This is a genomic window from Nocardia sp. NPDC052254 (assembly GCF_040679495.1).
Lineage (GTDB): Bacteria > Actinomycetota > Actinomycetes > Mycobacteriales > Mycobacteriaceae > Nocardia.
In genome coordinates this window covers 830,501-854,413 of record NZ_JBFAUW010000002.1, presented here as the reverse complement: position 1 = coordinate 854,413, position 23,913 = coordinate 830,501, and the positions used below count along the sequence as shown (strand labels likewise).

The 23,913-nt window shown below is 67.3% G+C and carries 21 protein-coding genes and 1 riboswitch; of the genes, 10 read left to right on the top strand and 11 right to left on the bottom strand.

The genetic code is table 11. The features are described from left to right. Window positions 1-3 precede the first annotated feature (3 nt). The 3 genes from AB0L57_RS08795 to pta all read right to left on the bottom strand — a co-directional run bounded on the left by AB0L57_RS08795 (window position 4) and on the right by pta (window position 3,495). Window positions 4-1,200, bottom strand: coding sequence for an acetate kinase (locus AB0L57_RS08795; RefSeq protein ID WP_364959347.1), 1,197 nt, complete (start codon window positions 1,198-1,200; stop codon window positions 4-6). A gap of 2 nt (window positions 1,201-1,202) precedes the next feature. Continuing rightward, entirely contained in the window at window positions 1,203-1,340 is a 138-nt protein-coding gene (locus AB0L57_RS08790; protein ID WP_364959079.1) for a hypothetical protein, read from the bottom strand. A gap of 67 nt (window positions 1,341-1,407) precedes the next feature. Continuing rightward, window positions 1,408-3,495 carry a phosphate acetyltransferase gene (pta, locus tag AB0L57_RS08785; RefSeq protein ID WP_364959077.1) on the bottom strand — a complete coding sequence of 696 codons (2,088 nt, stop codon included), beginning with the start codon at window positions 3,493-3,495 and terminating at the stop codon, window positions 1,408-1,410. A gap of 296 nt (window positions 3,496-3,791) precedes the next feature. On the opposite strand from pta, the gene AB0L57_RS08780 reads away from it, so the two are divergent. The 3 genes from AB0L57_RS08780 (at window position 3,792) to AB0L57_RS08770 (ending at window position 5,800) form a co-directional block, all read left to right on the top strand. Further along, complete coding sequence (locus AB0L57_RS08780; RefSeq protein ID WP_364959075.1) at window positions 3,792-4,595, top strand: LLM class flavin-dependent oxidoreductase; 804 nt, start codon at window positions 3,792-3,794, stop codon at window positions 4,593-4,595. A 35-nt stretch (window positions 4,596-4,630) separates the two neighbouring features. Further along, on the top strand, window positions 4,631-5,140 hold the full coding sequence (locus AB0L57_RS08775; RefSeq protein WP_364959073.1) for a nitroreductase family deazaflavin-dependent oxidoreductase: 510 nt from the start codon (window positions 4,631-4,633) through the stop codon (window positions 5,138-5,140). A gap of 117 nt (window positions 5,141-5,257) precedes the next feature. Continuing rightward, complete coding sequence (locus AB0L57_RS08770) at window positions 5,258-5,800, top strand: DinB family protein (RefSeq protein ID WP_364959071.1); 543 nt, start codon at window positions 5,258-5,260, stop codon at window positions 5,798-5,800. Window positions 5,801-5,985: 185 nt separating this feature from the next. On the opposite strand, the gene AB0L57_RS08765 is transcribed toward AB0L57_RS08770, so the two are convergent. The 3 genes from AB0L57_RS08765 to fgd all read right to left on the bottom strand — a co-directional run bounded on the left by AB0L57_RS08765 (window position 5,986) and on the right by fgd (window position 10,665). Beyond that, the gene (locus tag AB0L57_RS08765) at window positions 5,986-7,647 is read right to left on the bottom strand and encodes a hypothetical protein (protein ID WP_364959069.1); all 1,662 of its coding nucleotides are present in this window, start codon (window positions 7,645-7,647) and stop codon (window positions 5,986-5,988) included. 111 nt (window positions 7,648-7,758) lie between these two features. Further along, the gene (locus AB0L57_RS08760) at window positions 7,759-9,549 is read right to left on the bottom strand and encodes a HEAT repeat domain-containing protein (protein WP_364959068.1); all 1,791 of its coding nucleotides are present in this window, start codon (window positions 9,547-9,549) and stop codon (window positions 7,759-7,761) included. Between the two features lie 108 nt (window positions 9,550-9,657). Continuing rightward, on the bottom strand, window positions 9,658-10,665 hold the full coding sequence (gene fgd / locus AB0L57_RS08755) for a glucose-6-phosphate dehydrogenase (coenzyme-F420) (RefSeq protein WP_364959066.1): 1,008 nt from the start codon (window positions 10,663-10,665) through the stop codon (window positions 9,658-9,660). 243 nt (window positions 10,666-10,908) lie between these two features. On the opposite strand from fgd, the gene AB0L57_RS08750 reads away from it, so the two are divergent. Continuing rightward, window positions 10,909-11,739, top strand: a complete 831-nt coding sequence (locus AB0L57_RS08750) for an HAD-IIA family hydrolase (protein ID WP_364959064.1) — start codon at window positions 10,909-10,911, stop codon at window positions 11,737-11,739. A gap of 40 nt (window positions 11,740-11,779) precedes the next feature. Here AB0L57_RS08750 and AB0L57_RS08745 read toward each other — a convergent pair whose 3' ends face one another. The 3 genes from AB0L57_RS08745 to AB0L57_RS08735 all read right to left on the bottom strand — a co-directional run bounded on the left by AB0L57_RS08745 (window position 11,780) and on the right by AB0L57_RS08735 (window position 14,177). Then, window positions 11,780-12,994, bottom strand: a complete 1,215-nt coding sequence (locus tag AB0L57_RS08745; RefSeq protein ID WP_364959062.1) for an O-succinylhomoserine sulfhydrylase — start codon at window positions 12,992-12,994, stop codon at window positions 11,780-11,782. Between the two features lie 115 nt (window positions 12,995-13,109). Then, window positions 13,110-13,532 carry a rhodanese-like domain-containing protein gene (locus AB0L57_RS08740; RefSeq protein ID WP_364959060.1) on the bottom strand — a complete coding sequence of 141 codons (423 nt, stop codon included), beginning with the start codon at window positions 13,530-13,532 and terminating at the stop codon, window positions 13,110-13,112. Between the two features lie 18 nt (window positions 13,533-13,550). Beyond that, window positions 13,551-13,664, bottom strand: a riboswitch (SAM riboswitch). Between the two features lie 54 nt (window positions 13,665-13,718). Beyond that, window positions 13,719-14,177: a hypothetical protein gene (locus tag AB0L57_RS08735; protein ID WP_364959058.1), complete on the bottom strand. Its 459-nt coding sequence runs from the start codon at window positions 14,175-14,177 to the stop codon at window positions 13,719-13,721. Between the two features lie 276 nt (window positions 14,178-14,453). Here AB0L57_RS08735 and AB0L57_RS08730 point away from each other — a divergent pair, with 276 nt between their 5' ends. From AB0L57_RS08730 to AB0L57_RS08710, 5 genes are all read left to right on the top strand, one after another. Continuing rightward, window positions 14,454-15,860 carry an FAD-dependent oxidoreductase gene (locus tag AB0L57_RS08730; protein ID WP_364959056.1) on the top strand — a complete coding sequence of 469 codons (1,407 nt, stop codon included), beginning with the start codon at window positions 14,454-14,456 and terminating at the stop codon, window positions 15,858-15,860. 51 nt (window positions 15,861-15,911) lie between these two features. Then, window positions 15,912-16,772 (top strand): amidohydrolase family protein, encoded by an 861-nt coding sequence (locus AB0L57_RS08725; RefSeq protein ID WP_364959054.1) that lies wholly within the window; start codon window positions 15,912-15,914, stop codon window positions 16,770-16,772. Between the two features lie 120 nt (window positions 16,773-16,892). Then, window positions 16,893-17,993 (top strand): CaiB/BaiF CoA-transferase family protein, encoded by a 1,101-nt coding sequence (locus AB0L57_RS08720; RefSeq protein ID WP_364959052.1) that lies wholly within the window; start codon window positions 16,893-16,895, stop codon window positions 17,991-17,993. Between the two features lie 645 nt (window positions 17,994-18,638). Then, window positions 18,639-21,251 (top strand): LuxR C-terminal-related transcriptional regulator, encoded by a 2,613-nt coding sequence (locus AB0L57_RS08715; RefSeq protein ID WP_364959050.1) that lies wholly within the window; start codon window positions 18,639-18,641, stop codon window positions 21,249-21,251. Between the two features lie 406 nt (window positions 21,252-21,657). Further along, window positions 21,658-22,107, top strand: coding sequence for a hypothetical protein (locus AB0L57_RS08710; protein WP_364959048.1), 450 nt, complete (start codon window positions 21,658-21,660; stop codon window positions 22,105-22,107). 353 nt (window positions 22,108-22,460) lie between these two features. Here the strand turns inward: AB0L57_RS08710 and AB0L57_RS08705 are convergent, their stop codons facing one another. Beyond that, window positions 22,461-22,598: a hypothetical protein gene (locus tag AB0L57_RS08705; protein WP_364959046.1), complete on the bottom strand. Its 138-nt coding sequence runs from the start codon at window positions 22,596-22,598 to the stop codon at window positions 22,461-22,463. Window positions 22,599-22,620: 22 nt separating this feature from the next. Here AB0L57_RS08705 and AB0L57_RS08700 point away from each other — a divergent pair, with 22 nt between their 5' ends. Further along, window positions 22,621-23,289 carry a hypothetical protein gene (locus AB0L57_RS08700; protein ID WP_364959044.1) on the top strand — a complete coding sequence of 223 codons (669 nt, stop codon included), beginning with the start codon at window positions 22,621-22,623 and terminating at the stop codon, window positions 23,287-23,289. Between the two features lie 15 nt (window positions 23,290-23,304). Here the strand turns inward: AB0L57_RS08700 and AB0L57_RS08695 are convergent, their stop codons facing one another. Next, entirely contained in the window at window positions 23,305-23,913 is a 609-nt protein-coding gene (locus AB0L57_RS08695; protein WP_364959345.1) for a methylated-DNA--[protein]-cysteine S-methyltransferase, read from the bottom strand.

Below are 23,913 nucleotides of genomic sequence, written 5' to 3'. Positions count from 1 at the left end.
TTCTCAGCCCACCAGCGCGACGGCGGCCCGCGCGATCGCCAATTCCTCGTCGGTCGGCACCACCAGCACCGTCACCTCCGCACCCGGTGGTGAAATATGGCGTGCCGCACGATCTTTCGCATTGTTGAGGGACGGATCGACCACGATCCCGAACCGCTGCAACCCGGCCAGCGCATCGGCACGCACCTGTGCGTTGTTCTCGCCGACCCCGGCGGTGAAGGTGATCGCGTCCACCCGCCCCAACTCCACCAGATACGCACCGATATAGCGGCGCAGCCGGTGCACATAGACGTCGTAGGCCAGGCGGGCAGCGGCGTCACCCGAATCGATCAGCGCGAACAGCTCACGGAAATCGTTGACACCGGATATGCCCTTGATCCCCGAGCGGCGATTGAGCAGTTCGTCGATACCGTCGATACCCAGTCCGGCGGTGCGGGCCAGATGCAACAGGACGCCCGGATCGATATCGCCGGACCTGGTGCCCATCACCAGTCCCTCCAGCGGTGTGAGTCCCATACTGGTGTCCACCGCCCGGCCACCGCGGATCGCCGAAGCCGACGCGCCGTTGCCCAGGTGCAGCACGATCTGATTGTGCGTCGCGGGGTCACCCCCCAGCAGTTCCGATACCCGGCCGGAGACGTATTCGTGCGAGGTGCCGTGGAATCCGTACCGCCGAACCCCGTGCGCCGCGGCGATATCCGCGTCGATCGCATAGGTTTTCGCGGCCGCGGGCAACCCGTGGAAGAAGGCCGTATCGAAGACCGCGACCTGGGGGACATCGGGCAGCAGGTCGCGCGCCGACCGGATACCGGTCACATTGGCGGGATTGTGCAGCGGCGCCAGGGTCGACAGTTCGTCGATCGCGGCCACCACGGTATCGGTGATCACGGTGGGCTCGTAGAAGACCTCCCCACCGTGCACCACCCGGTGCCCGACCGCCGACAGCGCCGCACCTGTCAGATCGTGGCCGCTGCGCGCGAAGAGGTCGAAGACCACCCGCAGCCCGGCGGCGTGATCGGTGATCGGCCCGTCATGCGTGAATTTCCTGCCGTCACTGTGATGTTCGACGGTGATATCTCCCGGTGGTACATCCTCACCGATTCGCGACACCATCCCCGACGCCATCACCAGTGCCGAAATCGGGTCCAGCAATTGATATTTGATCGACGACGACCCCGAGTTGATCACCAGAACCTGCATCGTCACACCTGTCCTTTGCGGGACACCCGCACCCGGTCGGCACAGCGAGCCGCTGCGCGATTGTCACTCACCGTGCCCGATACCCCGCGGGACACCCGCACCCGGTCGGCACAGCGAGCCGCTGCGCGATTGTCGCTCACCGTGCCTCCTGTATCTTGCGGGACACCCGCACCCGGTCGGCACAGCGAGCCGCTGCGCGATTGTCGCTCACCGTGCCTCCTCCAGCCCACTCTGTGCCTGGATCGCCGTGATCGCCACGGTGTTCACGATGTCGGCCACCAGGGCGCCGCGGGAGAGATCGTTGACCGGTTTGCGCAAGCCCTGCAGGACCGGTCCGATCGCCACCGCGCCCGCGCTGCGCTGCACCGCCTTGTAGGTGTTGTTACCGGTGTTGAGGTCCGGGAAGATGAAAACCGTTGCGCGACCGGCGACATCGGAATGCGGAAGTTTGGTGCTCGCCACCGCGGGTTCGATGGCGGCGTCGTATTGGATCGGCCCTTCCACCGGCAACCGCGGCGCTCGCCGATGCACGAGTTCGGTTGCGGCACGGACCTTGTCGACATCGGCGCCGGAACCGGATTCACCGGTCGAGTACGACAGCATCGCAACCCGCGGGTCGATACCGAACTGCTCCGCGGTACGGGCGGAGGAGATGGCGATATCGGAGAGCTGCTCGGCGGTCGGGTCCGGAACCACCGCGCAGTCACCGTAGGCGAGCACCCGGTCGGCCAGGCACATCAGGAACACACTCGATACCGTCGACACGCCTGCCTCGGTCTTGATGATCTCGAACGAGGGCCGGATCGTGTGCGCGGTGGTGTGCGCGGCACCGGACACCATCCCGTCGGCGATCCCCTTGTAGACCATCATGGTGCCGAAATACGAGATGTCGGTCATGAATTCGCGGGCGCGCTCGACCGTCATCCCCTTGTGCTCCCGCAGTCGCGCGAACTCCTCGGCGAACCCCTCGCGCAGTTCACTGGTGCGCGGATCGAGCACCTGCGCGGCGTCGATATCGAGTCCGAGCTCGGCGGCGCGTGCTCGCACGGTGGTCTCGTCACCGAGGATGGTCAGATCCGCGATCTTGCGCTGCAGGACCCGTCCGGCCGCCCGCAGGATGCGATCGTCGTCGCCCTCGGGCAGCACGATCCGGCGTGGATCGGCCCGCGCGCGTTCCACCAGTTGATATTCGAACATCTGCGGTGTTACCACCGACGGCACCGGAACCTCGATCAGCTCCAATAACTTCCGGCCGTCCACTCGCTGCTCCATCAGCGCCAGCGCGGTGTCGATCTTGCGAATACTGCTGAGCGACACCCGGCCCCGGGTCCGCGCGGCGGCACTGGCGGTATCGAAGGTGCCCAGCTCGGTGGTGAGGATCGGCAGCTTCGGCTTCAAGCCCTCCATCAGCCGCGCGATCGCCGGATCGGGCAGCATCCCGCCGTTCATGATGATGCCCGACAGCGACGGAAAACCCTCCGCCTCATGGGCATTGACCAGGCCGAGTAGAACGTCGGACCGATCACCCGGCACGATCACCGCCACACCGTCGGTGAGACGTTCGAGAATGTGCTCGGCCGTCATCCCGCCGACCATGACCGTCAGCGCCTCGCGCTGCAGCAGTTCCGGATCACCGGAATACACCTGCCCGTCGATGGCCTCACACAGCTCGCGCATGGTGGGCGCGGTCAGCAGCGGCACCTCCGGCATCGTCCAGGAGGGGCAGTCCGCCACGCTCAGCGCCTCCCGCACCTCCTCGAGCCGCTCCGGATCGCAGCGGTTGACGATGATCGCGGTGGATCGGGCGTGCTCGTGTTCGAGCTCGGCCTCGCACACCCGCGCGACCTGCACGACCTCCTCCGGCGTGCGCCCCGCTCCGCGCAACACGAGCAGAATGGGCGCGCCGAGATTCACGGCGATCCGCGCGTTGTAGCGCAGTTCGCTGGGCCCGGCGACATCGGTGTAGTCGCTGCCCACGATCACCACCGCATCGCACACCTTCGCGACATCGTGGAAGCGCTGGACGATATCGCTGATCGCGGCATCGGGGTCGGCGTGCACCTGTTCGTAGGTGACCCCGACGGCCTGCTCGTAGTCGATATCGGCCGTGCAGTGCTCGACCAGCAACTCCAGGATGTAATCGGACCCGTGATCGGTCCGCATGATCGGCCGGAACACCCCGACCCGCGGCGTGGTCGCCGACAGCAACTGCAACATTCCCAGCGCAACGGTGGATTTGCCGGTGTCACCTTCCAACGAGGCGATGTACACGGTGGACGGTGCGGTCTCGGCCATGAAGGTGAGCTTAGTGAGGCGCTACCGGAGAGCGGCTCCGGTGCACGCCGAGGACTCCCGGGGCGATTCGAACGGATGCACCGAAAGCGCCGGACCCCGTCAGCGTGGCGAGCGTTTCAGACATGCAGATGCGCAAATCGAGCATTGCTCAGCTCATATCGGCCGCAATAGCCTGTTCATACAGTCAGCGGGCGCGATCGAGCCCGGACGTTCATCGGAGTCACCGCAGTCCGCCGAGCGGCGGTCCCGCGCATCCACGCCGGGACCCCGCCCACACACATCACAGAAGGCTCGTCATGCTGCTAGGCACATTCCTGCCCACCTCGACCCCCGACCCGGCCCACCCGATCCTCGGCGATGTCCGCGCCGCGGCCCGCCTCGCCGAAGAAGTCGGCCTCGACTCCGTCTGGTCCACCGACCACCTGGTGGCCAGCGCCCCGATCCTGGAAAGCACCGTCACCCTCGCCACCGCCGCCGCCGTCACCGATCGCATCCGGATCGGCTACGGCGTGCTGCTGCTGGCACTGCGCCCCACCGCTTGGGCCGCCAAACAGATCGGCGCCCTGCAGTACGTCTCCGGCGACCGCCTGCTCCTGGGCGTCGGCACCGGAAATCCGGCCCACGGTGATGTCGGCTGGCGCGCCGCGGGCGCCTCCTTCACCGAGCGTGGCCGCCGCACCGACGAGGGATTGCGCATCCTGCCCGACCTCATCGCCGGACATCCCACCACCCTGCCGGACGGCACCGAGCTCGCACTGTCCCCCGCCGCCACCGTTCCCCCGATCCTGGTGGCGGGCAACGGACCGCGCGCCATGCGCCGCGCCGCCGAATTCGCCGGCAGCTGGCTCGCCATCGGCCTGTCGCCCGGCGAATCTGCCACAGCGGCAGCACAATTGAGCGACTTTGCCGACGAGCACCGGCGTCCGGCGCCTACCGTCTCCGTCGTCGCCCCCCTCCCCGATGACCTCGCCCAGGCATACGATGTGGTCTCGGCCTACGCCGACGCGGGGGTCGAGCACCTCATCGCCCCGCCCCGCGATGCCGACTGGCGTGCGGGATACGAATTCGCGGCGAAGGCGAAGAACGCGTTGCGGCGGTAACAGGGCGACGCTCTGCGCGCGGCTAGAATTCCTGCATGGCTGCACAATTTCCCGACCGGCAATGGGGCTCGCGAACCGGTCTGCTCGGACGTACGGCGAGTGCGTTCGCCGCGACGAAAGGCGGTTCGTGGCTGGTTCGCACCCTCACCCCGCTGGATCGGAAACTGTTGCAGCGCACCGGTGCTCGTTACACCGTACTGGGGCCGATCGGTGCGCCGATCATTCTGCTGACCACGCTGGGACGGAAATCCGGGCAACCCCGCACCTCACCGCTGCTGTACGTGCACGACGGCGACACCCTGTACGTGGTCGGCTCCAATTTCGGCCAGGCCCGGCACCCGGCGTGGACCGCGAATCTGCTGGCATTGCCCGAGGCGACGGTAACCATTGCCGGACAGCAGATTCCGGTGCACGCGCGGGTGGTCGACGATCCCGAGCACAAACGGCAGATCTTCGACCGGTTCGTCGACACCACCGAGGCCTATGCCGCCTACCAGGAACGCACCACCCGCGACCTGCGCATTTTCGCCCTCACCAAGGCGTAGGAACGATCAGCCGCCGGTGGTCGCCGTGGCCCGGCATGAACCCGATCGGCGGGCGCGCCGGCGTGCGGCCAGATCGGATCCTCCGATAAAACTCCCGACAGAAGGATCGAGCCACCGATGACATGGTCGACACCGCGAGCCACCACCGGCACCGAGCGCGAACTGCTCGAGAACGCACTCGACCGCAACCGCGGCGAACTGATCAACACTGTGCGCGGCCTGTCCGATCAGCAAGCCCGCCGCCGCCTCGTCGCCTCCGCGACCACGCCGATCGGCCTGATCAAGCATGCCGCGACCTCCCAGCGGATCTGGTATCAGCACATCCTCGCGGAAATTCCGACCAATGAATGCGACGGTCCCACGGTCCCCGGCGAGCCCAGTTTCGTTGTTCCCGAACATGAAACAGTGGCCGACGTGATCGCAGAATTCGAGCGCACATCTGCCCGCGCCCGCGAGATCGCCGCCGAATACGAACTCGACGAGACCCGGATACATCCCCGCCTCGGCGAAGTGAGCCTACGTTTCATCTACCTGTTCGGAATCGAGGAACTCGCCCGCCACGCGGGCCACGCGGACATCCTCCGCGAACAACTCGAACATCCGCGTCCTACGGACGAGTCGACCGCTTCGGATCCAGATGGATCTCGAACGGCACGGTGACGTGCGGACGGTCGTGATGAATGCCGGTCGGGGTGTATTTCTTTGTCGCAGAGTCGAGTTCACAGACGCACACGACGGCCCGGCCATCGACATCCGCCAAACGACCTCGACCACAAGTGTGACGTCGGGCTGCGGAATCGGCCAGCCCCGAGACGGCCGATGGCCCGTGGGCATCACGTCCGCCGTCATCTGGTCCCGCACTCCGCGCATGGTGATCGACTGCCCCGGCATGTATGCCACGCGGGCGTTGCGGCCTGCGAGTTCAGTGCGGCAATCGGCACGCCGGACCCTGATTTCCGGCAGCCGTTCGGCTGATCATCGGGGCGCCACACGAATCCGGGTATCCATGACGGCCCCGGTGCCGGGTATGGCGATGTGGTGCCCCACGGTGTGCTGCGTATGCCGGCTGCGGTCCGGGGCGCTACCGGTTGCGGACGATCAGCCGCCGCCGGACGGCCCGGGATGGGGACCGCGGGCGCGGGTCCGGCCATGACGAGACCGGAGCCCGTGCCGTTCGGTCGATACCACGGAATCGCGTTCGGGGCCGTGCCGACGGAAGCGAGCCCGGGCACTCGCAGTTCCGAAGGCTCGCTCGATACCGTGTCCGGGACCGGCAGGGCCTTCGGTGTCCACGGTGTGGCCGATACTCGCGCGGCGACCTGCGGTGCCCGCGAAACACGTGCGGACGATGTCCCGGGGCGCTGCGGCAGGACATCCTTTTCGGTATCCCGCTTCGCGAACGGTGCGCGCGGCGGACCCGCATAACTCTGCATATTCACCGACGGTGCACCGTAATTCGAGATATTCACATCCGGTGGCCGCACCGCACTCGGTGTGCGACGTTCGACCTCGTCGATGCGTTTCGCCCCGGATTCCACCCGTGCGACCAGCTTGTCGATGCGCCGAGCAAGCGCATCGATCCGGTCCGCCAGGCGATCGTTGCCCTGCCTCGCCTCGTCGAGGATGCTCTGACCGGTGTCGAAGGCCGCGTCGAGCTGGGCCAGGGCGTTCTCGTCCGCGGCGGGTCCCGGAGCGGATGTGGTGGTAGCACCTCGATCGACCCGGGCGATCACGGCCGTCACGGCCTGCCGCCCGCGCGCCGAGATCTCCCCGCTGCGGCCGGCCAGTGGCGCGAGTTCCCGGTCCAGAGCGGCGAATTCGGTGATCGCGGCCTCGAGTTCGGCGACCTTGCCGCGATAGGTGCCGATGCCGCTGCGACCGGCGCCGGTGATGGCGGCCGGAGGTTTCGGTGCCACCGGGCCGCTGCCGGCGCCGGTGGCGGCGCCGAAGCCGCGCCACACACCGCACAGATATCCGGGCAGTTCGCGGTACAACTTCTCGACGGCAGGGGAAAGCCCCTCCGGCATCACCAGATTCGCCATCTCGATGGGACAGCCGCCATTGCCGATATCGGTCACCCGAACCGCCACCGGCGATCCCGACGAGGACCGTGACTGCGGCGATGCCTCGTAGGCCGCGAAACCGCCGCCCAGTGCGGCGATCGGACTGGCGTCGTATTTGTTCCAGGGCAGCAGGACCTTGGCCGCGATCCGGTCGACCTGTCCCGCGGCCGAGCCGGACAGCCTGCTGCCCGCGACACGAACGATGCCGTCGCGCAACAACTTCCCGCCCAGATCGGCCGCCCACGCACCACCCGCACCGCCGACACCCGCGACGGCCGCCTCCTCCAGCGCCTGCCCGGCCCCCTTGCCGTCGCCGAGGGTCGCACCGGCATAAGTGGCCAGCGCACCACCGAGCATCGCACCCGGCGGTCCCAGGACCGCACCACCGACGGTGGCACCCACAACAGCACCGGCATCGGACCAGGTGAACCCGAAAACGCCCACCAGCCGAAGCTAGGTCGACGCTACCGGGATATGAACGGACGCAACGAGTCCTTGATGGCTACCGGGCCGGGGTTGACGGGTTTCACACAGTCTTCCCGATCGCGCTGTGCGTCAGATCGGTAGTGCGCCCCGGCGCAGATGGTCTCGTAGCGAGCGCGGCACGGCCAGTACACCGGCGCCTTGGACCTCGGTGTCGGGGCCCAGGCCCTCGAGATCCATCGACAACCGCTGCGCTGCCGCGCGTGCACCGAATACCGCATCCTGCGCGGGGTTGATCATGAGCACGCCGTGATCTTCGAACTGCCCCGGTTCCAGTCCTTCCGGGGGCAACTGATCGTCTCCGTTGCGTTCATCCAGCACGACCTCGAGCGCCTCTGCTCGATCGTGGCACTCCTGCGCCGAGGGCGGCTCACTCCTCCGGTCGGCGGCTTCCATCCAGGCATCCAGGTCGCCCAGTGAGTCCACAGGATTCGTTTGCTCGCAACGGAAGACATAGACATCGTCGGCGGACACACAGTGCATGTGGATTTCGCCGTCTCGGGCGATACACCACTGACTGGACGCGGTCTGCATAATCTCGTCGCAGGAGTCGTCGACATAGGCGTCGTGGAAGTCACCGCCGAAATGTTCGTACCGGTGCGCGGCTCCGAATCGTCGACTCAGCTGCGCCATCCGCCGATACATCGTCAATCTGTCCGGCGCCGAGGTCGAGCTGAATGTCCGGCCACCGAGGGTCTCGTCGCGGCAGAAGACCAGGGTCCAGCCGTCCAGCGCCGGAGTGACGAACACCCCTCGAGTGGTGCCGCTCCGGTACAGCCGCACGTTCTCGGCCCAGAATTCGCCGTCTCTGCTCGCCCATCTGTCGGTGGGGATATACGCGTCGTATGTCTCCTGCCAGCGCGCCAATCCCATCCGCATCGTCGCGGGCACGGGGTCGACGAGGTCGAACGCGTCCAGTACCGCGGCCTGATCGGTGGTCGGTAGGGCATACCACGCCCCGTCCAGCAGGTCATAGGAGAGCGGCTCGGGTACCTCCGCTCGCTGCTTCATCCGGATCAACCGCCACAGGACCGCGAGATCGGCCGCGGCGATGTGATTCCAGCCGAATTCGGCGAGTGTCACCAGCGCAGGTCGGCGCAGGGCCGGATCCGATCGCCGCAGTGACCGCAGGAGACCGGCTGTGCCCGGTCCGAAACCGGCCAGCACGCGCAAAGCCTCTCGCCGAACCGGTTCGATCGAACTACCGAGGAGCGCGACCACGATCGGCAGGTGCCGGCACCGGTCCGCGAAAACCGCTGCGTCGCACCACTTCCGCGTCACACCGCGCCAATGCTGGTCGCGGTACGAGCAATCGATCTCCGCGGGCCGGTCCGGCGAGACCTCGGGCAGGCGAGCCGTGGCGGGCAGCCCGAGCGCGACCAGCAGACGTTCGCGCAACCCCTCGCTCTCCGCATCCGCCACAGCGCCGACGAGAAATCCGAACTGCACCGGACGGCGCAATACATCGACGCATTCCGGCCACGCGTAGGCGAAATGATCGTCCGCCAACAGCTCCAGTGCCATCGGACCGAACGGCCCGTCATTGAAGAGCCCGGTATACGCCCAGCGCACCCGGGTTCGAACCTCCGGGTCGGTGTCGGTGAGCAGTGTGCGGAATTGCGTTTCGTCGAGACTGTTGATCAGCAGTTCGTACAGATCGTCTCTGACAGCTTCGTCGACGAGCAGATCCAGCGCATCCCACGTCTGTCTCCGGATTTCCGGATCCGCATCGGTAGCCGCTGTTCGCACGTGCTTCAGCAGCACTCTGGTCTTACCGTGGAGCATCCACTCACTGTGTGTGGGCTCCGCTGCCGCATACGCGGCCACCAGCTCCCGCAAGCGGTCCGGGTCGAGATGTGTCACATCCCCACCCTATGGGGCGGCCGCCGTTCCCCGGTGAAATCGAAATGCCCACAGGCGGAAGCCATGTGGGCATTTCGGAAATGACCGGAGGCGATCCGGCCCGCGAGATCAGAGCGCGCGCAGGCGGGGTGCCAGATCGCGGGCGAACAGATCCAGGAAGCGGCGCTGATCGTGGCCGGGAGCGTGGAAGACCAGGTGGTTGAGGCCCGCGTCCACATACGGCTTGATCTGTTCCACGGCCTGGTCGGGATCACTGGCGACGATCCAGCGCTTGGCGATCTGCTCGATCGGCAGGGCGTCCGCGGCGGCCTCCATCTCGATCGGATCGGTGATCGAGTGCTTCTGCTCGGCGGTCAGCGACAGCGGCGCCCAGAAACGCGTATTCTCCAGCGCCTGTTCGGGATCGGTGTCATAGGAGATCTTGATCTCGATCATCCGGTCGATATCACCCAGATTGCGTCCCACCTTCTCGGCGCCCTCGGTGACGGCCGGCATGAGCTTCTCGGTGTAGAGATCCATGCCCTTACCCGAGGTGCAGATGAAACCGTCACCGGCGCGGCCGGCATAACGTGCCACCACCGGGCCGCCCGCGGCGATGTAGACGGGGATACCGGCCGGCGGCACGTCGTAGATGGAGGCGCCGACGGTGTTGTAGTACTGGCCCTCGTAGCTGACCCGGTCACCGGTCCACAGCGCGCGCATCACCTCGACCGACTCCCGCAGTCGCGCGAAACGCTCCTTGAACTCGGGCCATTCGCCCTGGTAGCCGGTGGCGATCTCGTTGAGCGCCTCACCGGTGCCCACGCCGAGCATGATCCGGTCCGGATACAGGCAGCCCATGGTGGCGAACGCCTGCGCGATCACCGCGGGGTTGTATCGGAAGGTGGGGGTCAGTACCGAGGTGCCCAGCTGGATCCGCGAGGTCCGCTCACCCACGGCGGTCATCCAGGCCAGGGAGAAGGGTGCGTGGCCGCCCTGATGCCGCCACGGCTGGAAGTGATCACTGACGGTGGCGCTGTCGAGCCCGTGCTCTTCGACCAGGACGCCGAGCTCGACGAGCTCACGTGGTCCGAATTGTTCCGCAGACGCCTTGTATCCGAGCTTGAGATCACTCACTTGCGTCACTCCTGTCGCCGTCGCGTGCCTGGAGGCCGGCTCCCGGACGGAGACGACCGCATCGACCGAGTGCAGCGCTGGACGGACGGGTCCGCATTCCACCGCGCGGCAATGCTGCGGTCCCCTCGACCATAGCCACAGACCTATTTCGAGCGTGTGGGCAGTCACATCTATCGGACGGTGATATATCGCACTTTCACCGAATCACCCGGTCCAGCCGGACACGCGAGCGCGTCATTACCCATGTTGCGGCCGAACGCTCACAATTGGCTGGTGACCTCCGATGACGAACCGATTCTGTCCTACCTGACCGATATGGACGGAGTGCTGGTCCACGAGGACCATTTGATTCCTGGCGCCGACGCATTTCTCGCGGAATTGAGCGATCGCGACATCCCCTATCTGGTGCTGACCAACAATTCCATCCGGACGCCACGTGATCTGCAGGCACGGCTACGCCGGATCGGCCTCGATATCCCGGCCGAATCGATCTGGACCTCGGCCACCGCCACCGCCACCTTCCTCGACGATCAGCGGCCGGGCGGGACGGCTTATGTCGTGGGCGAATCCGGACTCACCACGGCATTGCACGAAATCGGCTATGTGCTCACCGACAGCGATCCGGATTACGTCGTGCTCGGCGAGACCCGGACCTATTCGTTCGAGGCGATCACCACCGCGATCCGGCTCGTCGAACGCGGCGCCCGTTTCATCGCCACCAATCCGGACGCCACCGGGCCATCGCGCGAGGGACTGCTGCCCGCGACGGGTTCGGTGGCCGCCCTCATCACCCGCGCGACCGGACGAGACCCCTATTACGTCGGCAAACCGAATCCGCTGATGATGCGTTCGGCGCTGCGGCGGATCGGCGCGCATTCACAGTCGGCGGTGATGATCGGCGACCGGATGGACACCGATGTCATCGCCGGACTCGAGGCGGGGATGCGGACCGTATTGGTCACCTCGGGCATCTCCACCCGGACCTCGATGGAACAGTTCCCCTATCGCCCGACCCTGGTGCTCGATTCGGTCGCCGATCTGGTGGGCCGCACGGAGAATCCCTTCACAGCCTGATCGACCGGCCGCCGAACCGAGACACCGCGGAAACCGGGCCTCAGCCCAGTGCCTGCTCCAGATCGCCGAGCAGATCCTCCACGTCCTCGAGGCCGATCGAGATGCGCAACACGCCGTCGGTGAGGCCAACGGCCGCACGGCCTTCCGGGCCCATCGCCCGATGGGTGGTGGTGGCCGGATGGGTGATCAGCGACTTGGCATCGCCGAGATTGTTGGAGATGTCCACGATGCGCAGCCGGTTCAGCACCTCGAAGGCCCGCTTCTTGCCCTCGTCGGGACCGGCGGCCAGTTCGAAGGTCACCACGGTGCCGCCGCCCGACATCTGCGAGGTGGCCAGCTCGTGCTGCGGATGCGAGGTGAGGAACGGGTACTTGGTCCACGCGACCGCCGGATGCTGCTCCAGGAACTGCGCGACGGCCAGTGCGGACCGCGTCGACTGCCGCACTCGCAGCGGCATGGTCTCCAGGCCCTTGAGCAGGGTCCAGGCATTGAACGGGCTCAGCGCCGGACCGGTGTGCCGCATCAGGTTCTTGACGGGGCCGTTGATGTATTCGCTGTCGCCCAGGATCGCGCCGCCGAGCACCCGGCCCTGACCGTCGATGTGCTTGGTGCCCGAATACACCACCACATCGGCGCCCAGATCGAGGCTGCGCTGCAGCAGCGGCGTCGCGAAGACGTTGTCCAGCACCACTTTCGCGCCGGCGGCATGGGCCAGCTCGCTCACCCGGCGCACATCGACGAGGGTCTGCATCGGGTTCGAGGGCGTCTCGAAGAAGACGGCGGCCGTCGGCTGCGACAGCGCCTGTTCCCACTGCTCGAGATCCTCACCGTCGACGAAGACGGTTTCCACACCCCAGCGCGGCAGGATCTCGTTGCACACCACGAAACAGGAGCCGAACAGGCTGCGCGCGGCGACCAGCCGATCGCCCTGTCCGAGCAGTGCGGCCAGTGCGGTGAACACCGCCGACATACCGCTCGCGGTCGCGAAGCAGGCTTCGGCGCCTTCGAGCAGCCGCATCCGCTCCTCGAACATGGCGACGGTCGGATTGCCGTAGCGCGAATAGACGAAATGCTCGATATCGCCGGTGAAGGCCGCCTCCGCCGCCTCCGCGCTCTCATAGACGAATCCGGAGGACAGATACAGCGCCTCGGAGGTCTCCTCGAATCCGGAGCGCCGCACCCCGCCGCGCACACCCAGTGTCGCGGGGCCCACACCCTCGGGTAGCGGACGATCGAATGCACCGCCGGTGATCATGAATGCCTCCCATCGACCCGGCGGACCGGGCTCGCCGGGAACAGCGCCCGACTACGTGAAATCAATTGCCACACAGGGCCTTCTCCTGCGGTGCCGGCAGCTGAGGAAACGCCGCTCACGACTGCCGCCAGGGCAGCCCGAGCGCGCGCCAGCCCGCACCGCCGCGATGACCGTCGGCGTCCAGCGGTCCCTCGAAACCCTCCAGCACGTTGTAGGAGGGCGCGAATCCGGCCGCGGTGGCGGCGGTGGCCGCTCCGATCGAGCGCTGGCCCGAACGGCACAGGAAGATCACCGGGGCATCGCTGTCGATGCCTCGATCGGCCAGCAGCTGTTGCAGCTGGGCCACGAAATCCGGATTGGGCGACCCACCGAAATCGACCCACTCGATCAGCGCCGTCGGCCGTTCGATCGCGGCGGTGTCCGGTACACCGACGAATCGCCACTCGGCCTCGGTGCGCACATCCACCAGCACCGCATCGGCATTGTCGCGCAACAACTCCCACGCCTGCCCGGGCGTGATGTCACCGGCGTAGCTCACTTGTCGAACCTCCTACGGAATCCGCACTTGCCGTGTCCGGTCGGACCACGGCCTGGTCGTCACCCGGAGCACCCCACCGCGGAGGAGGGTTGCCGGCCAGCGAGCCGGGGCTTGGCGCTGGCACTCATGACCTGAACCGAGAATGCCTGGTCACAGGGTAGATTGTCAAACGCCGACCGGTCGGAATCATGCATTGCCACATACCAGCCAGACCCCCTTCTCCTGGACGAAATTCCAGTTCGCCACGCTCTTGCGACCATCGATCTGGCTGGTCACCGAGGCGGTGGCGTGGTCGCCGTCGATCTTCACCGCATCGACTCCGGCGAGTTCGTACTTCTTGCCGACCGAGTCCGGACCCAGCGGCGATTTCTTCTCGTCGAAGTTCGCGCATTCGGTGGTCTTGCGCCGGTCGGCGTCGGAATCGCTTCGGGCCGTGGCGAAGTTGCGCGCGGCCACGGCGACCCGATCGGTATCTGTGACATTGTTCTCGACCGGGCGGGCGAGCGCGAGGACGACGACAGCGATCACCGCGATCCCGGCGATGACCACGGCGATCAGGAACGGCATCGCCGAACGCGTGGCCTCACGCTGATCGATCGGGATTGCCGGATCGTCGCGCGGGGTTTCCTGATCGCTGTCGCTCATGGGGTCGATCATCCCCGGCGGGCCGAAGTGTCGAAGATCACGCCTGCGTTTTTCGGCGGGCACCGGGAACAGCTGCGATGTACACCACCGATAGAATCGGCAGAACTCCGGCCATATCCGGTGCACGGATCGGATGGTTCCGGGCGCGGCAACGAAGCAGCGCCGGCACCACAGCCAACCGGGCAGATTCCGGCCCGCACGTCAACTTAGCCTAAGCTAAGAAAGACGGCTGAGATTAAAAAGACGAGTGTTTTCGACCAAAGGGTGCGCGTAGAAATGACCGAACACGCTGGAACGAATGGCGGCGCGATCGACCGCCCCCTGCGCATCGCGATCGTGGGTGCCGGACCGGCCGGTATCTATGCCGCCGACGCGCTGATGAAGTCCGATGTCGAGGCGAGCATCGATCTCTACGAGCGGATGCCCGCGCCCTTCGGACTGATCCGCTACGGCGTCGCCCCCGACCACCCCCGCATCAAGGGCATCATCACCGCCCTGCACAAGGTGCTCGACAAGCCTGAGGTCCGCCTGCTCGGCAACATCGACTACGGCAGCGACATCGACCTCGAGGACCTGCGGCGTTTCTATGACGCGGTGATCTTCTCCACCGGTGCGAACGCCGACCGCGCACTCGGCGTCCCCGGTATCGACCTCGACGGCAGCTATGGCGCCGCGGACTTCGTGTCCTGGTACGACGGTCACCCGGATGTGCCGCGCAGCTGGCCGCTGGACGCGGAGAAGGTCGCGGTCCTCGGCGTCGGCAACGTCGCGCTCGATGTCGCCCGTGTGCTGGCCAAGACCGGTGACGAGCTGCTGCCGACCGAGATCCCGCCGAACGTCTACGAGGGCCTGAAGAACAACAAGGCGCTCGAGGTGCACGTCTTCGGTCGCCGCGGTCCCGCCCAGGCCAAGTTCACCCCGCTCGAGCTTCGCGAACTCGATCACTCGCCGAACATCGAGGTGATCGTCGAGCCCGAGGACATCGACTACGACGAGGGGTCGGAAGCCGCGCGCCGCCACTCCAAGCAGGTCGACATGGTCTGCAACACCCTCGAGCAGTGGGCCATCCGCGATGTCGGCGACCGTCCGCACAAGCTGTTCCTGCACTTCTTCGAATCCCCCGCCGAGGTGCTCGGCGCCGACGGCAAGGTGGTGGGCCTGCGCACCGAGCGCACGACCCTCGACGGCACCGGCAACGTCAAGGGCACCGGCACCCACAGGGACTGGGACGTCCAGGCGATCTACCGTGCCGTGGGCTACCTGTCGCAGAACATCCCGGCGCTGCCGTTCGACGATCAGGCCGGAACCGTCCCCAACGAGGCCGGGCGTGTGCTCGCCGACGACTCCGCCGAGGACCCCGCTCAGCGCTTCCTGCCGCAGACCTATGTCACCGGCTGGATCAAGCGCGGTCCGGTCGGCCTGATCGGGCACACCAAGGGCGATGCGAACGAGACCATCGCCTGCCTGCTCGACGATGCCGCCGCCTTCACCCCCGCCGCCGAGCCCGATCCGGAGGCGATCCTGAAGTTCCTGGAGGAGAAGGGCATCCCGTTCACCACCTGGGCCGGCTGGTACCGCCTGGATGCGCACGAGCGCGCCCTCGGCGAGCCGGAGGGCCGCGAGCGGGTCAAGGTCGTCGAGCGCGAGGACATGCTGCGCGCCAGCGAGCCGCACAAGGTGTGAACATCACACACCCGATCCGCATTCGTCACCGACCTGAGGCATGCTGATCACGTGTTCGATTCACACGTTCACATCATCGACCCGCGGTATCCGCTGATCGAGAATCAGGGCTACCTGCCGCAGCCGTACACCATCGGCGACTATCGCAAGCGCATGGCGAATTTCGATGTCGACGGTGGTGCGGTGGTGAGCGCGTCCTTCCAGGGCGCCGACTCCACCTTCATGATCGCGGCACTGGCCGAACTCGGTCCGAACTGGGTCGGGGTGATCAATCTGCCCCCGGATGTCACCGACGAGCAGATCCTCGCGCTGGATCGTGCCGGGGTGCGGGCCATCCGGTTCAACCTCAAGCGCGCCGCGGTCGACATCGTCACGCTGACCATGCAGGCCCTGCGCGCCTACGAACTGGCACGCTGGCATGTCGAGCTCTACATCGACGGCTCGATGCTGGGATCGCTGGAACCGGTGATCTCCAAACTGCCGGCGCTGTCGATCGACCACATGGGCATGTCCGACGAATGCCTGCCGTATCTGCTGAATCTGGTCGATCGGGGCACCCGGGTGAAGGCCTCGGGCTTCGGCCGGATCTCGATGGATGTGGAATCGGCGATGCGGCGGGTGCACGCGGTCAATCCCGGTGCGCTGATGTTCGGATCGGATCTGCCGGGTAACCGCGCGGGCCGGCTGTTCCGCGACACCGATGTCGAGACCATCGGCCGGGCGGTCGGGCCCGACATGTACCGGGTGCTCGAGGACAATGCGCGCGCCTGCTACCGGCTGCCGGTCAAGGCGCGCCCGGCCGAGGATCAGCCGCCCACACTGCCGATCCCGCGCATCGAATCGCCGACCCTGCGCCTGCACCGGTCGGAGCTGCCACACCCCCGGACCCGGCCACTGCGCAGCGGCGAATGACCCGCGCGCCCGCGGCAACGACGACCCGGATGCCGTGCGTCACATCGAAGCCTTATTGTCGTAGTGTCAACACCGGCGCACGCCGCCGGTCGCAGTATCGACGACGAACCGAGGTAGGGCGTGAGCACTTCATCCACCAACACCGGACAGGGACCGCTCGCGGGCATCAAGGTTGTTGAGCTCGCCGGCATCGGCCCGGGACCGCATGCCGCACTGCTGCTGGCGGATCTGGGCGCCGATGTGGTGCGCGTGCAGCGGCCCGGCATGATGCCGGGCTTCATGGAACGGCCGCAGTGGCGAGGCCGCACCATCGTGGAGGCGAATCTCAAGGACCCCGCCGACATCGAGAAGGTGCTCGGCCTGGTCGAGAAGGCCGATGTGCTGCTCGAGGGTTTCCGGCCCGGCGTCACCGAACGGATGGGCCTGGGCCCGGACACCGCGCTCGAGCGCAACCCGCGACTGATCTACGGCCGGATGACCGGCTGGGGTCAGTTCGGCCCGCTGGCCGATCGCGCCGGCCACGACATCAACTACATCTCGCTGACCGGCGTGCTCAATGCCATCGGCCGCAAGGGTGAGCGCCCGGTACCGCCGCTGAACATGGTCGGCGACTTCGGCGGCGGATCCATGTTCCTGGTGATGGGCGTGCTCTCCGCGCTCGTGGAGCGCTCGATCTCGGGTAAGGGCCAGGTCATCGATTCCGCGATGGTCGACGGCGCACTCTCGCTGTCGCACATGATCTGGGGTATGCGCGGTATGGGCCTGTGGTCCGACGAGCGCGGCACCAACCTGCTCGACACCGGCATGGCGTTCTACGACACCTACGAGACCTCCGACGGCAAGTACATGGCGGTGGGCTGCATCGAGCCGCAGTTCTACGCCGAACTGCTGAAGGGCCTCGAGATCGACCCCGAAGGCCTGCCTGCGCAGATCGACCCCAACGGCCAGGATCAGCTGCGCAAGCTGTTCACCGAGAAGTTCAAGACCAGGACCCGCGACGAGTGGGCCGCGATCTTCGATGGCACCGATGCCTGCACCACCCCGGTGCTGACCTTCACCGAGGCCACCGAGAACGGGCACATCGTCGCCCGCGAATCCCTCGTGGAGATCGACGGCGTCGTCCAGCACGCCCCGGCACCGCGGTTCTCCCGCACCCAGGGCGGCACCCCCACCCCGCCGCCGTCGGCCGCCACGCCGATCGACGAGGTCTGGGCGAACTGAGTTCTCCGGCGGGCGCGGGCCGGTGGGTCCGCGCCCGCCGCGTCTCCTCCGATGCGGGGTCCGGGGCACCGTCCGGACATCTGCGAACCCGGCCGATCCGTGACAACCCGGTTCCACCATCGGATATCCGCGTCCCGCCCGGAATGAAGGCCCGGCGTAGCCCTGCGCCGGGAGCGCCCGGGTAGTACTGTGCTGGGATCGCGCGGTGCCGTGGCAGGTCGGCACGAAGCGTCGAAAGTTCCGACCGCAGTTCCACATTGGGGGTTCGACGGATGGTCGATCCGTATCCGGGTGTGCCGCAAGCAGCTCGACCGGGTCCTGGATGGACACCGCGGACGGGCGCGGCGCCATCCGCCTCATTCGCCGGGCCCGAGGCCGGAAACCGGCGGGCACGCGCGGCGCCGGTTTCGATATCCGCATCCTCCACACCGGAGCCGCCGACGCTGAAAATCTGAGACGCACACGTCCCGGGCGCGACCTACTCGCGAGTATCGCAACTCGCCTCGCACCGCAGGTCCGGGCACTATCCGACGCCCCTTCTCATCCGGGGATCCCATAGCAAACCGGCATACCCGCTGGATCCGGTTGCCTCCGTTCGGTCTTCACCGCCGCCCACGCGCAAATAGGAGGCATTACAGTACTTTCATGGCTCGAAACTGGCCGATGATCGAGCGCGGCGGCGAATTGGAGTCGATTCGTGCCGCTCTGACGGGCCCCCACTACGTCGGCGCGATCTTGACCGGCGATGCGGGGGTGGGCAAGACGACCTTGGCCCGGCAGGCGACAGCGGCGGTGGGCGGGAATGTGCGCTGGGTGGCGGGTACCGAGTCCGCGCGCAGTATTCCGCTCGGCGTATTCGCTCATATGGTCGGCGTGTACACCGCGCACGATCCGGTGACCTTCATGGCCGCCGCCCGCGAGGCGCTGCTGGCCGACGGCGAGACCATCATCGGCGTGGACGACGCGCATCTACTCGATCAGCTCTCGGCAACCCTGTTGTTGCAGTTGGCCATCGACAAAGCGGCGCGGATCGTGTGCACGGTCCGCAGCGGCGTGCAGGTGCCCGACGCGGTGACCTCGCTGTGGAAGGACGGTCACCTGCTGCGGATCGATCTCAGCCCGTTCACCGAGACACAGAGCGTCGAGCTCGTGGAGTCCATGCTCGGCGGGCAGCTCGAAGGTTTCACCGCCAATCTGATGTGGGAGTCCTCCGGCGGTAACGCCCTGTTCCTGCGGCATCTGGTGGAGGGCGCGCTGGAAGCGGGCACGTTGCGGCAGGTCAACGGGGTCTGGCAGTTGCGCGGACGGGCCGCGGTCACCTCGGAACTGGCTGCGCTACTGGAAGATCGGGTCGAGCAGCTACCGGAATCGGTGTTGCGAGTACTGGAATTGCTCACCTTCTGCGAACCGATCGACCTGGACGTCCTCGCCGAACTGGCCGGCGAGGACGCGGTCGAACAGGCCGAAACCCGTGGCGTCATCCGGATTGTCGAGAACGGTCACCAGCTACTGGTGCGCTACAACCACCCGTTGTTCGGCGAGGTGATCCGGCGGCGGCTCGGGATCGCCTCGGCACGACGCTTACGCGGCCGGCTGTACTCCTCGTTGCGCGAGCGCCCCATCAAGTCGGCGTCCGACCGCATCCGGCTGGCCGAATTGGCGTTGGACAGTGATAAATCCGCCGATCTGGAATTGTTCGAGGCAGCCGCGGCCGATGCCATCGGATTGGCGAACATCCCGCTCGGTGAGCGGTTCGCACGGGCCGCGGTGGAGCGGCGCGGCGGTGTGGAGTCCGCGGATCTGCTAGCGCGGGCACTGCTGTGGCAGGGCCATCGCATCGAGGCCGAGCGGACGCTGGCCAGTTTCGACCCCGACCAGCTGAACGAGGTGCAGTTGGCCCGCTGGGGCAGCACCCGGGTCTCGAATCTGCTGTGGGCCATGGGCGACGCCGATCGGGCCGACGAGGTACTGGCACTGGTGCGCGACCGGGTGCGCCATCCCAAGATCGTATTGACGTTGCAGGGCTTGGCTTCCGCGTGCGAGGTGAACGAAAACCTCCTGGAACAGGCCTTCATCGATGCCGAACAGGTGATGTCCACACCCGACGCACCGGCCTGGGCGGTGTGGTGGGCCTCCTTCGGCGGCGGACTCGCACTGGCCCTGATGGGTCGCAGCGCGGCCGCCCGCGAGTACACCCTGCGCGGCCATCAGGTCGAGGAGCAGGTGGACGGTCCGACCAGATTCATGTCCGCGCACGCCGAGGTCCTTGCCCTCACCTTCACCGGCGATCTGGAGGCCGCGCGTCGTTGCGCCTCCGGATATTTCGGCTTCTCCGCACCCGGTCAATACCTGGCGTGGGGGCTGTCGAAGATTCTGCAGGGCACCGTCGATGTGGCCCAGGGGCACTTCCTCGACGGTGTGGAGAATCTGGAGCAGGCGCTCGCGGCGCTCACCGCCGAGGGTGCGGCCGCCTGGATGTTCCCGGCGAGAATTCGCCTGGCAGAGGCCTATTCGGCACTGGGCCGCGCGGCGGAGGCGGCCGAGGTCATCGCCGAGGCCCGGCAGCGCGGCGGCCGGCACAGCGCGGTCTACGAGCCGCAACTCGAGATCGCCCGGGCCTGGCAGGCCGCGGCCGAAGGCACCGTGGGGCCGGCGGTACGCCTGGCCATCGGTGCCGCCGATGCCGCCGCCCGCTCCCACCAGCACGCGGTCGAGGCACTGGCGCTGCACACCGCGGCGCGCTTCGGCGATCGCAATGTGGCGGGACGCCTGGCCGACCTCGCGGCCCGCATCGACGGTGCGCTGGTCCAGGTGCAGTCCCGGCACGCGGTGGCCGTCGCCTCCCAGGATGGGCCCGGATTGGATACCGCCGCAGCCGAATTCGAGCGGATGGGCGTGCTGCTGTCGGCCGCCGATGCCGCCGCCCAGGCCGCCTCGGTGCACGAACGACGCGGAGATCGGCGACGACTGCTCGAGTCGGCGGCCACCGCGAACCGGCTCGCCGCGGCCTGCGGTGGGGCCGGCACGCCCGCACTGCGCCAGTCGGCCCAGCCACTTCCGCTGACCGCACGGGAACGCGAGATCGCCAATCTGGTCGCGGCTGGACTGAGCAACCGGCAGATCGCGGATCGGCTCACGGTGTCGGTCCGTACCGTCGAGGGCCATCTGTATCGCGCCTGCATGAAACTCGATGTGACCGATCGCGAGGCACTCGCCGATCTGATGCGAGGCGAGCCACCCCAAGGCAAACAGCGCTGACACTGACCGTGCGATAGCTCTTATCGATGTGCCATCGATGGTTACACCACGGCACGCCGTGACGCCCCGAATCCCTGTCGACGACCGGACATGTCGAACACCGCCTGGAACTGGCCGGCGCCGCGATCGGTGGCGGAGTGGGTTCCGCGCTGTGACGCGGACGTCGCCGGATACCGTGCGGCGGCAGCGACGAGCCCCCGTCGCGACGAGCTCGCTCCAGTCCGATGCGGCTCACTGTCGTGACGAAGACCCGCCACGCGAGACCACTCGGGCAGCAGCCGGGGACGCGGTGCGTAACGCACTGCGGCGCCGTCATTCTCGAGCGGGCGATGCGGCGTGATGCGTCCACGGCAGGCCCCGGATCTCGACCTGCGCGGGTGGTATCGCGTCGACTACGATGCTGGTGGTGACCGCAGTAGCGGTGACGGTTCAGCGGTTGACGAGGATGGTGTTCGGCGTGATGCGTCGAAGTCGACACAGGGTGGCGGCGGTTCGGGTCGCGGTCGCGGCGGTGCCGTTCGCACTCGCACTCGGATTCGCGGGTTCGGCCGCGGCCGGGCCGTTACAGCCGGGTGTGACGAAGCCCGACATCCCCGTCCAGTCGGACCAGCCCGCGTCCGACCAGCCCGCGGAATTGCGTTCGGCCACACCGCAGCAGGCGCCCGCACCACGTTCCCCGCGGTCGAACCCGAAGCCGGAGGCGCCGAAGGATCAGCCCCCGGCACCGCGCTCGGTCCGCATCGGCGAATTCAGCGCCCCGGTTCCGGAAGCTGTTCCCGATGCCGTCGTGGACGGAGTCAATCGGGCGACCGACGGCATCGGGGGCGCGATCACGCCCGGCGAGGATCGCAAATAATCCACGCCGCACCCACACCGCATCGATCGGATGCGAAATTCCGCTGCCCACATGCGATTTCCTTCATCGCATCGGGCCTGTCGGCGAGATGCCATGTAACGCCGCGCATACCGAATCGGATAAACCCGATTTGCGATTCCGCGCGCACCCGTTAAGCTTCGCCTGAGGGTGGCCGCCCGGCCGCCGGGGGATCTCCACCGTTCATCGGGGGATCGCTTTACAGCGCTATCCAAGGTGGTGTAGTCAGACGTGGCCGGTCGACACCGTGTGCAACAGTTCCGTGCGGCACGACGCGCATTGGTGATTGGAACGATTCCGCTGGCGTTCGTCACGGCGTGCTCCAATTCATCGGATCACAGCACCACCGCCTCGGGTTCCGACTCCAGTTCGGCGCCCACCACCTCGAATCCGGCGAATCCGCCCAGTACCTCGCATCTGCCCGGCCCCGCGCCGAGCACCGAGAGCAAGCCGCCGCGCCCGGCGCCGCCCACGTCGTCGACGGTGCAGCCCGGTGTGCTGTCGAATCCGTCGGATCGCCTCTTCTCGCACGGCCCCGGCCTGACCCAGCCCGGCGTGACGCTGCCCAAGCCGCCGGCCGCCGTGCCACCGCCCGCGTCGGATTATGTTGTGCCGGAGCACTTCCGGGCCATCCCCAAGAACACCGAGCCCGCGCCGCCGGTGCAGATCAACCACCTGCACGCGCCGCAGCCGGTCGCCCCGGTGGCGCCCATCGCGCCGCCGCCGCGAACCCTGCGCATGGGTGACTTCAACGCCCCGGCACCCGAGCAGGTCCCCGACGATGTGCTCAGCAACCTCAACACGACCGCGGCCAACACCGAGGCGGCCATCGCCACCGGCTTCAACTCGGTCGGTATCAACCCGAGCCGTTCGGACAAGATCGCCGGGGCGACCATCGCAGGCGCGGCGACCGGCGCCGTCGTCGGTGCGGCCGCGGCCGGTATCCCCGTCGCCGTGGTCGGTGGTGTCGTCGGCGGTGTCATCGGCGGTACGACCGGCATCGTCACCGCGGTACCGACCGCCGGTGTGACCATTCCGACCGGAATCGTCGCGGGCGCCGCGATCGGTGCTGCCGCAACAGGTCTGCCGGCGGCCGCCGCCGGTGCTGTCGTCGGTGGTGTCGTCGGCGGCATGGTCGGCTTCACCGCCGGTACCGCGATCTGAGCGAAAACCGCACTCTCAGAACAACGTCGGTTCTCCGAACCCCGAGGTCCGTTCGATCTCGAGTAACCGGGCCTTGGTCACCACACCGCCCGGCGCCGAGAATCCGTGCAGTCCGTGATCGGCCGCCAGCACCCGATGACACGGCACGATCAGTGGAATCGGATTGCGGCCCAAGGCTTGTCCGACGGCCTGGGCCGCACCGGGCGCACCGGCCCGCGCGGCCACTTCGCCGTAGGTGAGGGTGGACCCGGGGTCGATGGCTCGGGTGATGTCGTAGACCGCGCGATGGAATTCCGGCTGAGCGCGATAATCCAGTGGGATCCAGCGCAGATCGTCCAGTTCACCGGTCAGATGCGCGCGAATCGCTTCGACGGCCACGGCCATCGCGCCGTCCGGTTCGGCCTGCCGTACCCGCTGCGCCGGAATCGAATCGGCGCCCCGGCGCAACATGCCCGCGGTGAACGGCGAGAGTTCGTCGAGATTCTCGGTGCGCGATGTCTCCGCGGTGGCCGATTGCGCCCGCACGACCTCCGGCAGCTGGAACCGCACCACACTGTCGTCGGTCCAGGCCATCGCGCAGCGGCCGATCGCGGTATCGAATTCGGCCACCGAGACCACGGACAT

Excerpts from the sequence above, each read along its gene's own strand:
- AB0L57_RS08795 (WP_364959347.1), bottom strand. The coding sequence starts at position 1,200 with ATGCAGGTTCTGGTGATCAACTCGGGGTCGTCGTCGATCAAATATCAA.
- pta (WP_364959077.1), bottom strand. The coding sequence starts at position 3,495 with ATGGCCGAGACCGCACCGTCCACCGTGTACATCGCCTCGTTGGAAGGT.
- AB0L57_RS08780 (WP_364959075.1), top strand. The coding sequence starts at position 3,792 with ATGCTGCTAGGCACATTCCTGCCCACCTCGACCCCCGACCCGGCCCAC.
- AB0L57_RS08775 (WP_364959073.1), top strand. The coding sequence starts at position 4,631 with ATGGCTGCACAATTTCCCGACCGGCAATGGGGCTCGCGAACCGGTCTG.
- AB0L57_RS08770 (WP_364959071.1), top strand. The coding sequence starts at position 5,258 with ATGACATGGTCGACACCGCGAGCCACCACCGGCACCGAGCGCGAACTG.
- AB0L57_RS08750 (WP_364959064.1), top strand. The coding sequence starts at position 10,909 with ATGTTGCGGCCGAACGCTCACAATTGGCTGGTGACCTCCGATGACGAA.
- AB0L57_RS08745 (WP_364959062.1), bottom strand. The coding sequence starts at position 12,994 with ATGATCACCGGCGGTGCATTCGATCGTCCGCTACCCGAGGGTGTGGGC.
- AB0L57_RS08735 (WP_364959058.1), bottom strand. The coding sequence starts at position 14,177 with ATGAGCGACAGCGATCAGGAAACCCCGCGCGACGATCCGGCAATCCCG.
- AB0L57_RS08730 (WP_364959056.1), top strand. The coding sequence starts at position 14,454 with ATGACCGAACACGCTGGAACGAATGGCGGCGCGATCGACCGCCCCCTG.
- AB0L57_RS08715 (WP_364959050.1), top strand. The coding sequence starts at position 18,639 with ATGGCTCGAAACTGGCCGATGATCGAGCGCGGCGGCGAATTGGAGTCG.
- AB0L57_RS08695 (WP_364959345.1), bottom strand. The coding sequence starts at position 23,913 with ATGTCCGTGGTCTCGGTGGCCGAATTCGATACCGCGATCGGCCGCTGC.